The following is a 15021-nucleotide window of genomic DNA, read 5'->3' as shown; positions in this document are numbered from 1 at the left end:
CGAGCGGTCGGTGCCCCCCGCGACGCGGACGGTTGTGGCCCGGACCGGAGGGAACATCGGAGGGCACGGCTGCGTCGATGACAGTGGGCTCTACGGTGAGGTCGGCAAGGATCACGCGCCGCGCGGGAGGGGAGACGGGTGACACGGGCGCAGCGAGCACGCCGGGTGGCCACCGCCGCCGCCCTGGGCGGAGGCGGCCTGACGTTCGTCGGTGCCCTCGGGCTGGCCGTGATCGCGGCCGAGGCACGACTGGCCCGTCGCTGGATCGGCACCCCGTTCGGGTTGTCCGCTCCGGACGCCGACGGCGTCTACGGGTTCGGCGCCGGTGAGCCGATCGATCTCGCGGTCCTGGGTGACTCCAGCGCCGACGGTCTGGGCGTCGAGCGGCCCGAGCAGACCCCGGGCGCACTCATCGCCGGCGGGCTGGCCGCGGTCTCCGGCCGCCGGGTCCGGCTGACGAACGAGGCCGTCGTCGGGGCCGAGTCGACCGACCTCGACGACCAGGTCAGTCGGCTGCTGTCCCGGGTGCCGGCCCCGGACGTGGCGGTCGTCCTCGTCGGCGGCAACGACGTCACCCACCGGGTCCAGGTGCCGGTGGCGGTCTCGGCCCTGGCGGACGCCGTCCGCCGGCTGCGGACGACGGGGTGCGAGGTCGTCGTCGGCACCTGCCCGGACCTCGGCACGATCGAGCCGATCCCGCAGCCGCTGCGCGCGCTGGCGCGGCGGTGGAGCCGCGAGCTCGCCGCGGCGCAAACGGTCGCCGTCGTCGAGGCCGGCGGCCGGACCGTCTCCCTCGGCGACATCCTCGGCCCGGAGTTCTCCACCTCGCCCCGGGAGCTGTTCAGCGCCGACCGGTTCCACCCCTCCGCCGCCGGGTACGCGCGCGCGGCTGCCGCCCTGCTGCCGAGCGTCTGCGCCGCCGCGGGGTACTGGCCGGACGGCGGTGCCGAGCGGGCACCGGACCTGCGCCGCGGCGAGGGCATCGCACCCGTCGCCGACGCGGCCGTCGCGGCGGTGGAGCAGCCGGGCACCGAGGTCTCGGGCGCCGAGGTGGGCGGCAGCGACCGCGGTCCGCTCGGCCGCTGGGCGACCCTGCTGCGGCGCCGACGCCTGCCCGCTGCCGCTACCCACAGGTAGCATCTCCGGGAAGACCCGCACGCGCCCTGGGCGCACGAGGAGGACACCATGGCCGAGGCCGTCATCGTCAGCACTGCCCGCAGCCCGATCGGCCGAGCGTTCAAGGGCTCGCTCAAAGACATCCGCCCCGACGACCTGGCTGCCACCATCGTCTCCGCCGCCCTGGAGAAGGTGCCGGGCCTGGACCCCAAGGACGTCGACGACCTGTACCTGGGCTGCGCCGAGCCGTGGGCCGAGCACGGCAACAACCTCGCCCGCGTGGTTGCCGTGCTCGCCGGCTACGACCACCTGCCCGGGGTCACGGTGAACCGGTTCTGCGCCTCCAGCGTGCAGACCACCCGGATGGCCTTCCACGCGATCAAGGCCGGCGAGGGGGAGGTGTTCGTCTCCGGCGGCGTCGAGATGGTGTCGCGCTACCAGAACTTCGCCGGAGCAGGCCAGACCCCGCAGGACTGGGTGAACCCGCGCTTCGCCGAGGCCCAGGCGCGGACGGCCCGGATGGCCGAGTCGAACGAGACCTGGCACGACCCCCGGGAGGACGGCGCCCTGCCCGACATCTACATCGCGATGGGGCAGACCGCCGAGAACGTCGCCACCCTGCGCGGGGTCAGTCGCCAGCGGCAGGACGAGTGGGCGGTGGAGAGCCAGAACCGGGCCGAGAAGGCCATCGCGGACGGGTTCTACGCCCGCGAGATCACCCCGGTGACGACGCCGGACGGCACCGTCGTCGACGCGGACGACTCCCCCCGCGCCGGAGTCACGCTCGACGGGGTACAGGCGCTCAAGCCGGTGTTCCGGGAGAACGGGACGGTGACGGCCGGCAACTGCACCCCCCTCAACGACGGGGCCGCCGCCCTGGTGGTCATGAGCGACACCAAGGCCCGCGACCTCGGCCTCACCCCGCTCGCCCGGGTGGTGTCCACCGGGGTCTCGGCACTCTCCCCAGAGATCATGGGCCTGGGCCCGGTGGACGCGTCGCGTCAGGCGCTCGCCCGGGCCGGGATGAGCATCGACGACATCGACCTCGTGGAGATCAACGAGGCGTTCGCGGCGCAGGTGCTGCCCAGCGCCGACGACCTCGGCATCGACCTCGATCGGCTGAACGTGCACGGCGGGGCCATCGCCCTGGGCCACCCCTTCGGGATGACCGGGGCCCGGATCACCGCGACGCTGCTCAACGGCCTGCAGAGCCGCGACAAGCAGCTCGGCCTGGAGACGATGTGCGTCGGCGGGGGCCAGGGGATGGCCATCATCTACGAGCGGCTCAGCTGAGCCCGCCGCCGGCGACGTAGTGGCCGGGTCACAAACCCCTGCGTAGTGCGACGAGGCGGTCGTGGAGCTGCTCCACGACCGCCTCGTCGTCGCCTGCGGCGGCTAGGAGGTCACCGGCCAGGACGACGAGCTGGTCGCCGAGGGCGTGCTCCCCGAGAACGGGCACGACCCGCCGGGGACGTCGCTCACAGGCGGCGGCGGTGTCGGCGGCCCACTGCAGGACCGGGCGGACCCGGTCCGCCGGGCTCACGCCGTCCGGACCCGGCCGCCGGCACCGCGACGGGCCGAGCGCGGCCAGGCGGGTGGTGACCCGCCACAGCTCACGCTCGGCCCGCTCGACGGTGTCGCTGCCCATGACCGGGCCTGCGGTCAGTCGTCCCCGCGCAGGATGGCGAGGATCCGCAGGAACTCGATGTACAGCCAGACCAGGGTCACGGTCAGGCCGAAGGCGGCGGTCCACGCGTACCGGGCCGGGATGCCGGAGCGGACTCCGCGGTCGATGAAGTCGAAGTCGAGGGTCAGGGACAGAGCCGCGAGCACGGCGCCGACGGCACCGACGAGGAGGCCCCACGGGCCGAACCCGCGCATGTTGAGGTCGGTGAACAGCACCAGCACGAGGTTGACCAGGACGAACACGGCGTAGCCGCCGACTGCGAACAGCATGATCCGCTGGAACTTCGGCGTGACCCGGATCCGGCCGCTCTTGTAGAGGGCGAGCATGACGCCGAACGTGCCGAGCGTGGCCAGCACCGCCTGGAAGACGATGCCGTTCCACTGCGTCTCGAAGGCCCGGCTGATCCCGCCGAGGAAGAGGCCCTCGAGGGCCGCGTACCCCAGGATGAGCGCCGGCGACGGCTCCTTCTTGAAGGCGTTGACCAGGCCGAGGACGAGGCCGCCGACGAGCCCGACCATCAGCAGGCCCGGGGCCACGAAGTAGCCCACCGCGGCGCCGACGAGCAGCACCGCGAACACGCTTGCCGTGCGGATGACGACGTCGTCGTAGGTCATCCGCCCGGTCTCGAGCGGGCCCGCCGGCGGCTGGGCGTACATCTCCTCGAGCCGCTGGGCCGAGGCGGCGTCGGTCGTCGCGGTGCCGGCGGCTCCCGCCTGCGCCTGCTGTGCGGGCCGGGTGTCGAAGGTGGCGTACCCGTCGCGGGTGAACTCCGGCATCCGGCTGAACACCGGGTTGTTGCTCTGCATCTGTGTCCTCCGTCGAGGGCTCGGGTGGGCCCCCGCGCGGGAGCCCGCACCTACCGTAATGCGTGCCCGCCCCCGAAAGTTCCCCACCGTGCCGGAGGTTCCCGTGCCCGTCCCCGCCCGCGTCTCCCTCGTCACCCTCGGTGTCGCGGACGTCGAGGCGTCCACCCGCTTCTACACGTCGCTGGGCTGGACGCCGTCCGCGGCCTCGGTCCCCGGCGTGGTGACGTTCTTCGCCACGGCCGGCGGCCGGCTCGCGCTCTTCGGCCGCGACGACCTCGCCGCGGACTCCGGCACATCACCCGTGGCGCCCGGCGCGGTGTCGCTGGCGGTCAACTGCGACTCCGCCGCGGACGTCGACGAGGTGGCCCGCGAGTGGGCCACCGCCGGCGGGCGCGTCCTGCGGCCACCGGCCGACGCCCGCGAGTTCGAGGGCCGTTCCGCCTACCTGGCGGACCCGGACGGCCACCTGTGGGAGGTGGCGTGGAACCCGGCCTTCCCGATCGGGGCGGACGGTGTCCCAGTGCTGCCCTGACCGTTGCCGCGCAGTCGTCACCGGACGTCCCGGTGCCGGTTGACACACAGCTCTACGCTCGTGCCATGCGCAGCCCGGGCGGCCGTCCTGTCTCATTCGAGCCGGCCTCGATCCCGTGGGAGCCCGCCGCGCAGGACGGCACACGAGTGGCCACACTCGTGGGAACGCGCGCCTCGGGCGTGCAGTTCACCTACGCCTTCGCTATCCCGCCGCTCGTCTTCGACAAGCCGCACTCGCACTGCGCCGACGCGCACGTGTTCGTTGCCAGTGGCGAGTTGATGCTCGGCTACGGCGAGTCGTTCGAGTGGTCCCAGCTCAGGCGCTACCCCGTCGGGTCGTTCCTGTGGGTCCCTGCCGGCGCCGTGCACTTCGACGGGGCCGAGACGGAGACGGTCATCTTCGGGACTGCGACCGGGCCATGGAGCACGGACTACGCAGACGGCTACGGCTAGGAGGCGACAGGTGACAGACGGTGTTCGCAACGTGCCACGACGCTCTGTCGGCGGTCGTGGAGCCCTGGCAGCCGTACCGCCTGACCAGCGTGAACGACTACGACGTCAAGGTGGTCAAGGTGCAGGGCGAGTTCGTCTGGCACACCCATCCCGACACCGATGAGTTCTTCATGGTCGTCAGCGGGCAGCTGACGATCCAGCTGCGTGATCGCGATGTCGTCCTGAACCCGAACGACGTGTTCGTCGTCCCGCGGGGTGCCGAGCACGGCTGACTACCTGCGGCTGCGCCGACGTACTGGCCTGACCCCACGCACTGTCGAGCAGGCCAGTCGCGCCCTGCCCGGCAGCTGGGCCGCCTGCCACGTCGTTCACCTCCAGGACGGCGCAACCGTGGGGATGGGACGAGTCATCGGCGACGGCGGGTGGTACTTCCACGTCGTCGACATGGCCGTGCTGCCTGCCCACCAGCGCCGCGGCATCGGCGACTGGGTTCTCACCTGGCTGCTCGACCAGGTGCGCCACGGAGCCCCGCCAGATGCTGACGTATCGCTCATGGCAGACCCGCCGGGGCGACACCTCTATGCGCGCCACGGCTTCACGGAGAACCGGGACGTGTCCATCGGTATGGCGATGTGGCTCGGGCGCGACAATGCTCCAGCGCAGCACGAAGCAGGACAAGCGTCGACTCAGCTCAGTGACGCATGCCCCCTGACGTCGGGGGGCAGGAGGGTGCGGAATGACGGTCATGGTCGCGCTGCTGCGCGGAGTCAACGTGGGCGGCTCTGGCCGGGTGGCGATGGCGGATGCGGGAGATGCCGCGACCGCATGCGGCTACACCGGCGTCGCAACCTAAACGTTCAAAGCGGCAACATCGTGTTCCGGGCGGTGGATCAGAGTCCGGCGACAGAGCAGAGCTCAACAACCTTGGGCTCCCACCATCCCCGTAGGGATATCGCCGTGCAGGATAAGAGCTCCGTCCTGCACCGACGCGTCGTGCAGCTCGAGACAGCTGCTCTCGACCGGGACACGGTCGAGAGCGAGTCCCCTCTCGATGAGCTGCGGAGACAAGAAGATCCCGCCCGCGTTCACCTCCACGACCTCCACCGTCAGCTCTCCGGCAGCAACCTCGGGAACGAGCGCCACGTCCAGGGGCACGTCCCCGATGGGTGTGGAGCGAGAGATCGAGACGTGAATGCGGTCGTCAATCCACACATCGTCGACCCGGTCCTGCATGGCGGCGGAGAGCACGTCCTCGCCGAGCCTGAGGGACACGCCGAGCGAACCGGTCAGGAGTCCCCATGCCGCAGATCCGGATGGTGACATGTGCGCACCTGCCGGTACCGACTGGTTGAGCCGGGGTTGTATCGCTGCGCGGGTGATTCCTTCAGCCGCGACCAGTGCGGCGATCAAGGCACTCGCCGCGATCCCTCCGACGATCCAGCGTCGCGCGGAGCGTGTGAGCGCCATGGTGGTTCTCCCAGGATGCCGATGAGGAGTGGTGGTCACCGGCGGCGGGCCGCGTAGACGGCGGCGAGGACCGTGACGAGTGCGAGCAGGCCGATGGCGAGCAGGGTCATGGTGGTTGTCGACAGCCCTCGGTTGTCAGGGTTCTCCTCACTGTTGACCTGGGGTGCCAGCGAACCGTCCGCCAGGCCGGGCGACGGCGTGGAGGAGGGGTCTGTGGGTACGGGAACGGTCGGCGCCGCAGAGCTGTCCGTCGGCAGCGGTGACGGCGTGGACGCAGCGTCTGCCCAAGCCGGCACGGCGGCCACCGCTGCGGCCGCATCGAGGACTCCGGCGCCCGTGCGGGGGTCGCCGTTCGGTTCCGCGGTCGCCCGCAGGAGCTCGGCAGCCGTTGCCGGTGGGGCTCCGGTCTGGAGCAGGACCGCGGCGGCGGCGCTGACGAATGGCGCCGCCATCGACGTCCCGCTGAGCGCGGCAGCACCACTGGTTCCGCCGGGAAAGACGGTGGACGGGTCCACCGGTGCGGTGGAGAGCACCTCGACGCCGGGCGCGGCGATCGCTCGGGGGTCCCCGACGTTCGTGAACTCGGCGGGTTCGCCCGCATCGTCGACGGCGACCACCACGATCGCGGGAACGCTCGCGCGGAAGATCTGCTCGAACTGGCTGTCATTGCCCGCCGCGACGACCACGACCGCCCGGTCGGAGACCTTCCGGATCGCGGCAGCGACCGGACCGCTCTTGCGGATGCGATCCAGCCGTCCCGAGTCGCCGAAGGACAGGTTGATCACTGTCGCACCGTGGTCGGCCGCCCACTCGATGCCGGCCGCGATATCGGCGAGGCTCCCGTAGCCGTCCGCGTCGAGAACCCGCACCGGCATGATCGTCGCGCCGGGTGCGAGGCCACTTCCGCCGGCACCGGAGAACCCTGTCACGACGCCCGCCACGTGAGTGCCGTGCCCGTGCGGGTCGTCGGGCCGGTCGTCGGAGTCCACGACGTCCCACCCTGGTGCCAGGCGGCCCGCGAAGGCGGGGTGATCGAGGTCGACACCAGTGTCCACGACCGCGACCACGACGCCCGACCCGTCCTGTTCTGCTGACAAGCCGTCGAACCCGGTGAGAGACCGCTGCGCCTCAACCACGGCACCAGCAGGCGCACAGACTCCGACGAGCATGGTCGCCACCATGAGCGACGCCAGTACCACGGCGGCAGCAACACGTTGACCGCCACGTCGCGCCGTCATGTCTGCGCGCTCCTCTCCACCGGCACACGCCAATGCTGCCGCCAGGACATCAGGGGAACGTCATCGAGCGGTTCGAGCAGCGTGAAGAATGAGCACGCCGGCCTCCAGGCTGATACCCGTGTGCTGTCATGAGGCCATGCCGGACACCCAGGGCCTCGTTCTCGTGGCGGAGGACGACCCCTCCATCGCCGAGCTGGAGCGGGCGTACCTGAGCCGCGCGGGATTCGGCGTCCACGTCGAGCGCGACGGGGGCGCGGCGTGGGAGGCGATCCAGAGGCTCCGTCCTGTCCTGCTCGTCCTCGACGTGGCCTTGCCGTCGATCGACGGCGTGGAGCTGTGTCGTCGGCTGCGCGGAGCGTCGGACTGGACGCCGGTGATCTTCGTGACTGCGCGGGGCGAGGAGATCGACCGACTGATCGGTCTTGAGCTCGGCGCCGACGACTACCTCGCCAAACCCTTCTCGCCCCGCGAGCTGGTGGCACGTGTCAAGGCAGTGCTGCGGCGTACGGCGATGACGCCGCGGGGGCACGAGGCCCCCGTCCTCGAGGTCGGTGCTGTCAGGCTGGACCCCACGCGTCGACTCGTGCTCGCAAAGGGCGAACCGCTGGAGCTGACAGCGAAGGAGTTCGACCTGCTCCACGCGCTGATGGAACACCCCGGGCGGGTCTTTACTCGCAGCCAGCTGCTCTCCGCGGTGTGGGGTCAGGTGGAGTACGCGTCCAGCCGCACGGTCGACGTACATGTCGCTCAGCTCCGCGCCAAGCTTGGCGATGCATCCCCATTGCGTACGGTCCGGGGCGTGGGTTATGCCGCAGACAGCTGAGGGCAGGCCGAGATCGCACACCCAGTCCCTCGCTGGGCGCATCACCGCCCTCGTGATCAGTGTCACGGCGCTCGTCGGCCTCGTCGCTGCCCTGCTCACGCTGCAGCTACTGCGTAGCACCATCCAAGATCAGACACGGTCCGAGCTGCGAGACCAGCTGCAGATCGTCGCCTCAGCCGGGGGCTCCGACGAGGCCGTTCGGGCAGCGGTCGCCTGGGCCGAGCACACCGGTGCCATGTGGGCGACCGTCTCGGCAGACGGAGTCCTTCAGGGGACGGCACGGGAGGTCCTGGACCAAGAGCTGGTTGCCACTCTCCGTACGCAGGGAGAGGTCTCTGATCTTCAGATTCGCCCATCTGAACCGGTCCTGCTGGAGGGCGTGATGATCGGCGCCACTGGGCTCGTGCTTGCGCGCACCGATCAGGTTCTGCCGGATGCCAGCCGCGAGCTGATCCGTCGCGTGCTCGCAGTTCTCTTCCTCGGGATTCTCGCCGCGGTGGCCGGAGGAGCCGTCCTCGCCCGGCGGATCGCTCGCCCACTCGTCGACACAGCGGCCATGGCCGCACTGATGGCAGAGGGTCAGCGCGGAGTCACAGTGCCCGACTCGGAGATCCGGGAGGTCCACGAGGTCGCGCTGGCACTGCGAGCACTGGATGAGGCTCTCCGAACCAGCGAAGGCAGGCAACGTGAGTTTCTGCTCTCGATCTCCCACGAGATGCGAACTCCGTTGACGGCGATCCGCGGTTACGGCGAAGCGCTGGCGGATCAGGTCATCTCGTCCGACCGGGCGGGGGCAGTGATTCAGTCGGAAGCAGTTCGTCTGGGCAGGTTCGTCGATGACCTTCTGGAACTGGCCCGGTTGGAGGCCGACGACTTCACCCTCAACGAGAGCGTGGTGGACCTTGTCGACGTCGCGGCAGATGCGCACGGCGCCTGGCAAGGTCACGCACGTCAGTTGGATGTCGCCCTGACGCTGGACCTGCGCGACCCGTACGCCCTTGTCGAGACGGATGCCCAACGCGCCCGTCAGCTCGTGGACGGTCTGGTTGAGAACGCGCTTCGCGTATCGCCGCCGCACGCGTCGGTGCGCATCGAGGTCTCGAGCCGGCCACCGACGATCGCGGTGATCGACAATGGTCCCGGACTAACCGAGGACGACCTGGCCCATGCGTTCGAACGCGGCGTGCTGAGAGCCCGGTACGCCAGCGCCCGTCCGGTCGGAACCGGGCTGGGGCTCAGTATCGCGGCACGGCTCGCTGGTCGGCTGGGCGCCACGCTGCGCGCCAGCTCACCGCAGCAGGGAGGCACTGCGTTCACCGTCTCCTGGGTCTCGCCAGCGGACGTCGTCAGCTAGACAGCACCTTCGCAGCGTTCTTTCGGCGTCGTCCGGACCAGCCGTCTGTTACGCCCGCGTCAGGTGGAGGTTCGGGCTTCGTGATTTACCCCCGGGGATGGCCACGCACAGCCTCCGCCTGCGTTTGGATCAGGGTGACCGTCGCGCTGGCTAAAGGAGAACCGTGTCCAGTCTGCTGTACCGGCTCGGACGCTTCTGCGCCCGGCGAGCCCGCTGGGTGATCGCTGTCTGGCTTGCGGCACTCGTGGCCATCGGTGCAGGCGCCATCTTCTGGGGCGGCACCCTCGAGGACGACTTCAGCATCCCCGGCTCTCCCTCGCAGCAGGGCCTGGACACCTTGGAGGCTCGGTTCCCCCAGGCCAGTGGCGCGAGCGCACAACTGGTGTACGGCGCGCCCGAGGGAGAACGGATCACCGCCGCCCCGTACCGGGGCGCTGTCGAGCGGGCACTCGAAGCCGTACGGGACGTCGAGCTGGTCAGCGACGTGGACGATCCCTTCGACCGGGAGTCAGCGATCTCGCCGGACGGCGCGTACGCGCTCGTCACGGTGCAGTTCGACGTGCCCTTCGGCGACCTCCCGACCGACGTGTTGTCCGATGTCGAGACCGCCGCGCAGGCCGATGGTGGTGTCTCCGTCCACTTCGGCGGACAGGCGTACTCGTCTCGGGGCGTGAGCCTGAGCCCGACAGAAGCCGTGGGCATCGTCATCGCATTCTTCGTTCTGTTCGTGACGTTCGGTTCGGCGCTGGCCGCGGGCATCCCCTTGGTGATGACACTCGTCGGCGTCGGCGTGTCGTTCGCAGGGATCCTGCTCGTGGCCGCGGCTACGCCCGTCTCGACAGCGACGCCGAGCCTCGCGCTCATGATCGGGCTCGCGGTCGGCATCGACTACGGGCTGTTCATCATCTCCCGCCACCGCTCCGAGCTGGCTGCCGGGGCACCGGTCCACGAAGCGATAGGGCGCTCGTTAGCCACTGCCGGTTCTGCAGTGTCGTTCGCCGGGGCGACGGTCATCATCGCTCTGGCCGGACTGAGCGTCGCCGGTATCCCCTTCCTGAGCATCATGGGGCTCGCCGCGGCACTCACTGTCGCCCTCGCAATGCTGTCGACACTGACACTCCTCCCGTCCTTGCTCACGGCGTTCGGCGAGCACCTGAGGCCGAAAGAGAGACGCACCCGGCGCCGCCAGACCAGGGTGGGGACGCTGTGGGTCGGCGTCACGAAGCGGCACCCCGTCGCGACCGTCTTCGCGTCGTCCGCGGTTCTGCTCGTTCTGCTCGTCCCCGCCGCAAGCCTGCGGCTCGCGCTCAATGACAACGGAGATGCGGACCCCGGTAGCGCGGCCCGAGAGACCTACGATCTCATCGCCCAGGAGTTCGGGCCGGGATACAACGCACCTCTTGTCGTGACGGCCGACATCATCACATCGACCGACCCGATCGGCGTCGTCGATGCGATCGAGGCTGACCTCGCGCGCGTCGACGGGGTGGCCGCCATTACACGCGCCACGCCGAACCCAGGTGTCGACCTTGCGCTCTTCCGGGTCATTCCCGAGCACGCCCAGGGCGACGAGGCCACCATCGACCTCGTCCACGAGCTTCGCGCGCTCGCACCACAGATAGAGGAGGAGCACCGTGTGACGGACGTGACCGTCACCGGGATCACGGCAGTGTCCATCGACACGTCCGAGCGGCTCACGTCCGCTCTCCTGCCCTTCGCCGTCATCGTCGCCGGCTTGTCGTTCCTCCTGTCGCTGCTGGTGTTTCGTTCGGTCGCGATCCCGTTGAAGGCCACCCTGGGCTTCGTCCTGTCGGCGTCAGCCGCCTTCGGCGCCGTCAGCGCCATCTACAGCTGGGGATGGTTGACCGAGTTCCTCAACGTGCAAGCGACCGGGCCGGTGATCAGCTTCTTCCCGATCATGACGATCTCCGTCCTGTTCGGTCTGTCCATGGACTACGAGGTGTTCCTCGTCGCCCGGATTCGGGAAGAGTACGTCCGAAACGGCGACGCCGAGCGTGCGATCGACATGGGCTACCAGCAGAGCCAGACGGTCGTGAACGCGGCGGGCCTCATCATGGTGGCGGTCTTCGTCGCCTTTATTCCCCACGGCTCGGCCACGATAAAGCCGATCGCGATCGGACTGGCGGTCGGGGTCTTCGTCGACGCCTTCATTGTTCGGATGACCCTGGCACGCGCCATCCTCTACCTCCTCGGGGACAGAGCATGGTGGCTTCCTCGCTGGCTGGACCAGAGGTTGCCGCACCTGGACGTCGAAGGAGCAGCCGTCGAAGCCAACGTCCACGTCCAGGAGCGGTCGGCCGTTGAAGGCGACAGGGCCATCCGGTCCGAGTCACCGCCCCTCGACGTCCGACCGGGCGAGCGGGCCTGGTACTTCGAGCCGGACGATGCAGTTCGCCGTGAGTTCATGGCGGCCGTAGCCGGATGGACGGAATCCCCCCGTGAGCTCACCGTCCTTGGCCAGGCCATGCCGTTCGGTCGGTCCGCCGTCCGGGGTGCTGTGGCACTGTCGACCTCGCAACCGTTCAGCGATCTGGTTCCGCCCGACGTCGACGCGGTCGGCGTCGCACAGCGGTACCTGCTGGCGCGAGGGCTGCGTCGACGTCCTTCTGCCGAGCTGCTGCGGATGATCGCTGACGGCGGTCTCCCGCGGGAGCGGGCTCAGTGGACGCTGCTGGAGAAGCGGATGTTCGACGTCGTGCTCGCGGGAGCCGCTGGCGTTCAGCTTCTCCTGGTCGACGACCTGGACGTGTGCTTGGTGCCTGCGGAGTCTGCCGCACTCGCGGACGCAGCTGTGCGCAGCGGGGCGCGCACGGTGCTGTTGGCTGCTCGCGAGCCACTGCCGGTCACAACGGAGAGGGCCGTCGCACGATGAAACGCTGCCTAGTGACCGTGCTGGCAAGCACGGGCCTGATCGTGCTCATGGCAGGCCTCGCCATCGACCGCATGTCGTCACGGGCGGATGCGGTTGAAGCAGTGCCGGTGGCGCTCATCAACCGCGATGAACCTGTGACGCCCCAAGACGGAGAGCAGGAACAGACCGTCGCGGCAGGCAGGATCCTGGCGGAGGAGATCGTCACCGGCGCCGAGACACCGCTGGCGTGGACTGTCATTGACGCCGACGCCGCCAGCCTCGTCGAGACGGACTACTTCGCGATCGTGACGATCCCGGAAGACTTTTCTGCCATCATCTCCGGACTCCAGGACGGCGACGCCAAGCGAGCGACCATCACCTTGGAGGCCGACGACCCCACGAGCCCGCTCGCAGCCCAGATCGTCGGGGAGGTTACCGAGGCGTCGACCGCCGCGTTCAACGACGACGTCACCTCCACCTACCTGGAGACTGTGTACGAGTCGTACGACAGCATCAGCGCCGCGGTCGGCGACGCTACGGACGGCGCCACGGCGCTCGCCGACTCGGCCCGACAGCTTGCCGACGGGACCGACGAGCTCGTTTCCGCCACCAGCGGTCTGGCGGCTGGTGCACAGAGTGCGGCGGCGACCAGTCAGTCGCTGAGCACTGGCGCGACCGATGTTGCCGGGGGGGCGGCGGACGTCGCCGGTGCTGCCGGCGAGCTGTCCACCTCACTACGTGACGCCGCGGCGGCTGCGACAGAGACGCTGGTGCCGCTCGCCTCCACGACGACTGCACGGTCGGCGGCGGCTGCCGCGACGCTGACGGAGCTGGCCCAGAGCTGCCCTGCGACAGCGGGTAGCTCGTACTGTGCTGCCGTCGCGGCCGCCGCACAGGAAGGCGCCGCGGCGGCCCAGTCCGCTGCGGCGACCGAGTCGACCGCTTCCGGTCTCTCCTCCGGTCTGACAGCGGCTTCAGCGGCGACGACACAGGTGGCGACCGGTGCGGCGGAGGTGTCGAGCGGTGCTCGGAGCCTGGCACAGGGTTCCGAAGAGCTAGCCGCTGCGCTAGGCGACCTGGCCAGCGGGGCGGACAGCGTCGCCAGGTCGACCGACGGCGTGTCGTCCGGTGCCCACGGGGTCGCCGACGGCGCCGCATCCCTCACGGACGGCCTGCACCAGCTTGAAGATTCCGTACCCACCTACGAGGAGACCACGCACGTCGATCTCGCCGATGCCGTGGCGTCACCCGCAACCGTTTCGCTGACTGGAGTGTCCGCCGGCGGCCCAGAGCTGTTCGCCGCTGTTGCTATCGCACTGGCGCTGTGGGTCGGAGGTGCCGCCATGTTTGCGCGCCGGCCGGCTGTGCCGCCCTGGACACTCGCCGCCGGAGGACGCCCGGTGCGAGCAGTTGCCATCGGGCTGGCGCCCCGGCTCGCGCTCGCGTCTTTGGGCGCGCTAGCGCTTTGGGTCCTGCTGCTCGTGCTGGGCGTCGCTGGCCCGAGCCCCGGCCTACTGCTGATCTTGATTCTCCTTGGGGCAGCTTGCCTCACCACCGTCCTGCATGCCCTCTTCGCCGCTGCGGGCAGGGCCGGCCTTCTCGTCGCCGGGGTTCTCGGGGTGATTCAGCTCGCCGCCACCGGGCTGTTCGCGCCGATCGAGATGGCCGGTCCTACGTGGCAGACGGTTTCCGAGCTAACGCCACTCTCCCGCCTGGCGCAGCTAGCCCGGGACGTGATGCTGGACAACCCGATCGAGCCGCTGAGCTCAGCAGCCGTGCTCGCACTCTGGACCGTCCTCGCGATCGCCGTCTCCATAACGGCCACACGAGCACGGGGAACACGTTTCGCCGTCGAACGACGGCATAGGGACTGAGAAGGAGCCTCATGGCCGCCGCCGGGCAGGACGGCACACGAGCGGCCACACTCGTGGGGAGCGCGCGCCTCCGGCGCGCAGTCCACCTACGCCTTCGCCACCCCGCCGCTTCAGTCGAACCCCTCTGGTCGTGATCATGCAGTCCCGCCACCCTGCCACGAGTGCACACGGTCCTCGCTACGGACATCGTGAGCCAGGGTGGTGCGGCATGACGGTCATGGTGGGGCTACTACGGGGAGTGAACGTGGGCGGCTCGGGGCGGGTGGCGATGGCCGACCTGCGCGCTGCAACGCTCGCATGTGGCTACACCGACATCGCGACCTACGGTCAAAGCGGCAACATCGTGTTCCGGGCGGTGGACCAGAGTCCGGCGACAGCCGCTGACGCACTGCGGTCCGCGATTGCAGGAACGACGACGGTCCGCCCGGACGTCGTGCGCACACCCACTGATCTGCACGCCGTCATCAGCGCTAGCCCGTTCACCGGTCCTGGCGTCGACCCTTTGCAGCTGCGGGTGCTCTTCCTGCCGGATCACGTGCCGGGCTCGCTCGGCGGGATCGACCTGTCTCGGTTCGCGCCCGAGCAGGCCGCGGCCATCGGCCGCGAAGTGCATCTGTACCTGCCGGGGGGCACCGGGCGCAGCAGGCTCGCCGCCGCCGTCCACAAGCACACCATGGCCGCCGGAACGCAACGAAACTGGCGCACCGTGACTGCTGTTGCGGCGCTCGCCGACCATGTCAACGGTGCCACGTAGAGGTCGACCCGTCGAGGGCAAGCCGCCCGTCGTCGCGGTCACCACC

The 15021-nt window shown here is 70.0% G+C and carries 14 protein-coding genes and 2 pseudogenes; 12 read left to right on the top strand and 4 right to left on the bottom strand.

What is annotated here, in order from left to right:
- Window positions 1–165: 165 nt before the first annotated feature.
- Both ACFP6A_RS04470 and ACFP6A_RS04465 read left to right on the top strand, forming a co-directional pair.
- Window positions 166–1137, top strand: coding sequence for an SGNH/GDSL hydrolase family protein (locus ACFP6A_RS04470; protein WP_379601870.1), 972 nt, complete (start codon window positions 166–168; stop codon window positions 1135–1137).
- Between the two features lie 48 nt (window positions 1138–1185).
- Window positions 1186–2409 (top strand): acetyl-CoA C-acetyltransferase, encoded by a 1224-nt coding sequence (locus tag ACFP6A_RS04465; RefSeq protein ID WP_379601868.1) that lies wholly within the window; start codon window positions 1186–1188, stop codon window positions 2407–2409.
- 28 nt (window positions 2410–2437) lie between these two features.
- On the opposite strand, the gene ACFP6A_RS04460 is transcribed toward ACFP6A_RS04465, so the two are convergent.
- Together ACFP6A_RS04460 and ACFP6A_RS04455 are read right to left on the bottom strand one after the other, a co-directional pair.
- Window positions 2438–2764 carry a hypothetical protein gene (locus ACFP6A_RS04460; protein ID WP_379601866.1) on the bottom strand — a complete coding sequence of 109 codons (327 nt, stop codon included), beginning with the start codon at window positions 2762–2764 and terminating at the stop codon, window positions 2438–2440.
- Window positions 2765–2778: 14 nt separating this feature from the next.
- Entirely contained in the window at window positions 2779–3609 is an 831-nt protein-coding gene (locus ACFP6A_RS04455) for a Bax inhibitor-1/YccA family protein (protein WP_379601864.1), read from the bottom strand.
- A gap of 103 nt (window positions 3610–3712) precedes the next feature.
- On the opposite strand from ACFP6A_RS04455, the gene ACFP6A_RS04450 reads away from it, so the two are divergent.
- From ACFP6A_RS04450 to ACFP6A_RS04430, 5 genes and pseudogenes are all read left to right on the top strand, one after another.
- Entirely contained in the window at window positions 3713–4141 is a 429-nt protein-coding gene (locus ACFP6A_RS04450) for a VOC family protein (protein ID WP_379601862.1), read from the top strand.
- Window positions 4142–4206: 65 nt separating this feature from the next.
- On the top strand, window positions 4207–4593 hold the full coding sequence (locus ACFP6A_RS04445) for a cupin domain-containing protein (RefSeq protein WP_379601860.1): 387 nt from the start codon (window positions 4207–4209) through the stop codon (window positions 4591–4593).
- A 10-nt stretch (window positions 4594–4603) separates the two neighbouring features.
- Window positions 4604–4859 (top strand): annotated as a pseudogene (locus tag ACFP6A_RS04440) (cupin domain-containing protein); the annotation flags it as partial.
- Window positions 4849–5184, top strand: a pseudogene (locus ACFP6A_RS04435) (GNAT family N-acetyltransferase); the annotation flags it as partial. The pseudogenes ACFP6A_RS04440 and ACFP6A_RS04435, both read left to right, overlap by 11 nt.
- A 145-nt stretch (window positions 5185–5329) precedes the next feature.
- Window positions 5330–5446 (top strand): DUF1697 domain-containing protein, encoded by a 117-nt coding sequence (locus ACFP6A_RS04430; RefSeq protein WP_379601858.1) that lies wholly within the window; start codon window positions 5330–5332, stop codon window positions 5444–5446.
- Window positions 5447–5508: 62 nt separating this feature from the next.
- On the opposite strand, the gene ACFP6A_RS04425 is transcribed toward ACFP6A_RS04430, so the two are convergent.
- Window positions 5509–6060 carry a hypothetical protein gene (locus tag ACFP6A_RS04425; protein ID WP_379601857.1) on the bottom strand — a complete coding sequence of 184 codons (552 nt, stop codon included), beginning with the start codon at window positions 6058–6060 and terminating at the stop codon, window positions 5509–5511.
- A 35-nt stretch (window positions 6061–6095) separates the two neighbouring features.
- Complete coding sequence (locus tag ACFP6A_RS04420; protein ID WP_379601856.1) at window positions 6096–7229, bottom strand: S8 family serine peptidase; 1134 nt, start codon at window positions 7227–7229, stop codon at window positions 6096–6098.
- A 205-nt stretch (window positions 7230–7434) separates the two neighbouring features.
- On the opposite strand from ACFP6A_RS04420, the gene ACFP6A_RS04415 reads away from it, so the two are divergent.
- From ACFP6A_RS04415 to ACFP6A_RS04395, 5 genes are all read left to right on the top strand, one after another.
- Window positions 7435–8121, top strand: a complete 687-nt coding sequence (locus ACFP6A_RS04415) for a response regulator transcription factor (RefSeq protein ID WP_379601855.1) — start codon at window positions 7435–7437, stop codon at window positions 8119–8121.
- 52 nt (window positions 8122–8173) lie between these two features.
- Window positions 8174–9475, top strand: coding sequence for a sensor histidine kinase (locus ACFP6A_RS04410; RefSeq protein WP_379601853.1), 1302 nt, complete (start codon window positions 8174–8176; stop codon window positions 9473–9475).
- A 163-nt stretch (window positions 9476–9638) separates the two neighbouring features.
- A complete protein-coding gene (locus ACFP6A_RS04405; protein ID WP_379601851.1) occupies window positions 9639–12368 on the top strand; it encodes an MMPL family transporter in 2730 nt (909 codons plus the stop codon).
- A gap of 11 nt (window positions 12369–12379) precedes the next feature.
- The gene (locus tag ACFP6A_RS04400; protein ID WP_379601850.1) at window positions 12380–14221 is read left to right on the top strand and encodes a YhgE/Pip domain-containing protein; all 1842 of its coding nucleotides are present in this window, start codon (window positions 12380–12382) and stop codon (window positions 14219–14221) included.
- A gap of 208 nt (window positions 14222–14429) precedes the next feature.
- Window positions 14430–14975 carry a DUF1697 domain-containing protein gene (locus tag ACFP6A_RS04395; RefSeq protein WP_379601848.1) on the top strand — a complete coding sequence of 182 codons (546 nt, stop codon included), beginning with the start codon at window positions 14430–14432 and terminating at the stop codon, window positions 14973–14975.
- Window positions 14976–15021: the final 46 nt, after the last annotated feature.

Source organism: Quadrisphaera sp. GCM10027208, assembly GCF_042658805.1.
Classification (GTDB): Bacteria; Actinomycetota; Actinomycetes; order Actinomycetales; family SCSIO-59966; genus SCSIO-59966.
This window is presented reverse-complemented; position numbering and strand designations above follow the sequence as displayed.

Excerpts from the sequence above, each read along its gene's own strand:
- ACFP6A_RS04465 (WP_379601868.1), top strand. The coding sequence starts at position 1,186 with ATGGCCGAGGCCGTCATCGTCAGCACTGCCCGCAGCCCGATCGGCCGA.
- ACFP6A_RS04460 (WP_379601866.1), bottom strand. The coding sequence starts at position 2,764 with ATGGGCAGCGACACCGTCGAGCGGGCCGAGCGTGAGCTGTGGCGGGTC.
- ACFP6A_RS04455 (WP_379601864.1), bottom strand. The coding sequence starts at position 3,609 with ATGCAGAGCAACAACCCGGTGTTCAGCCGGATGCCGGAGTTCACCCGC.
- ACFP6A_RS04445 (WP_379601860.1), top strand. The coding sequence starts at position 4,207 with ATGCGCAGCCCGGGCGGCCGTCCTGTCTCATTCGAGCCGGCCTCGATC.
- ACFP6A_RS04430 (WP_379601858.1), top strand. The coding sequence starts at position 5,330 with ATGACGGTCATGGTCGCGCTGCTGCGCGGAGTCAACGTGGGCGGCTCT.
- ACFP6A_RS04425 (WP_379601857.1), bottom strand. The coding sequence starts at position 6,060 with ATGGCGCTCACACGCTCCGCGCGACGCTGGATCGTCGGAGGGATCGCG.
- ACFP6A_RS04420 (WP_379601856.1), bottom strand. The coding sequence starts at position 7,229 with ATGCTCGTCGGAGTCTGTGCGCCTGCTGGTGCCGTGGTTGAGGCGCAG.
- ACFP6A_RS04415 (WP_379601855.1), top strand. The coding sequence starts at position 7,435 with ATGCCGGACACCCAGGGCCTCGTTCTCGTGGCGGAGGACGACCCCTCC.
- ACFP6A_RS04395 (WP_379601848.1), top strand. The coding sequence starts at position 14,430 with ATGACGGTCATGGTGGGGCTACTACGGGGAGTGAACGTGGGCGGCTCG.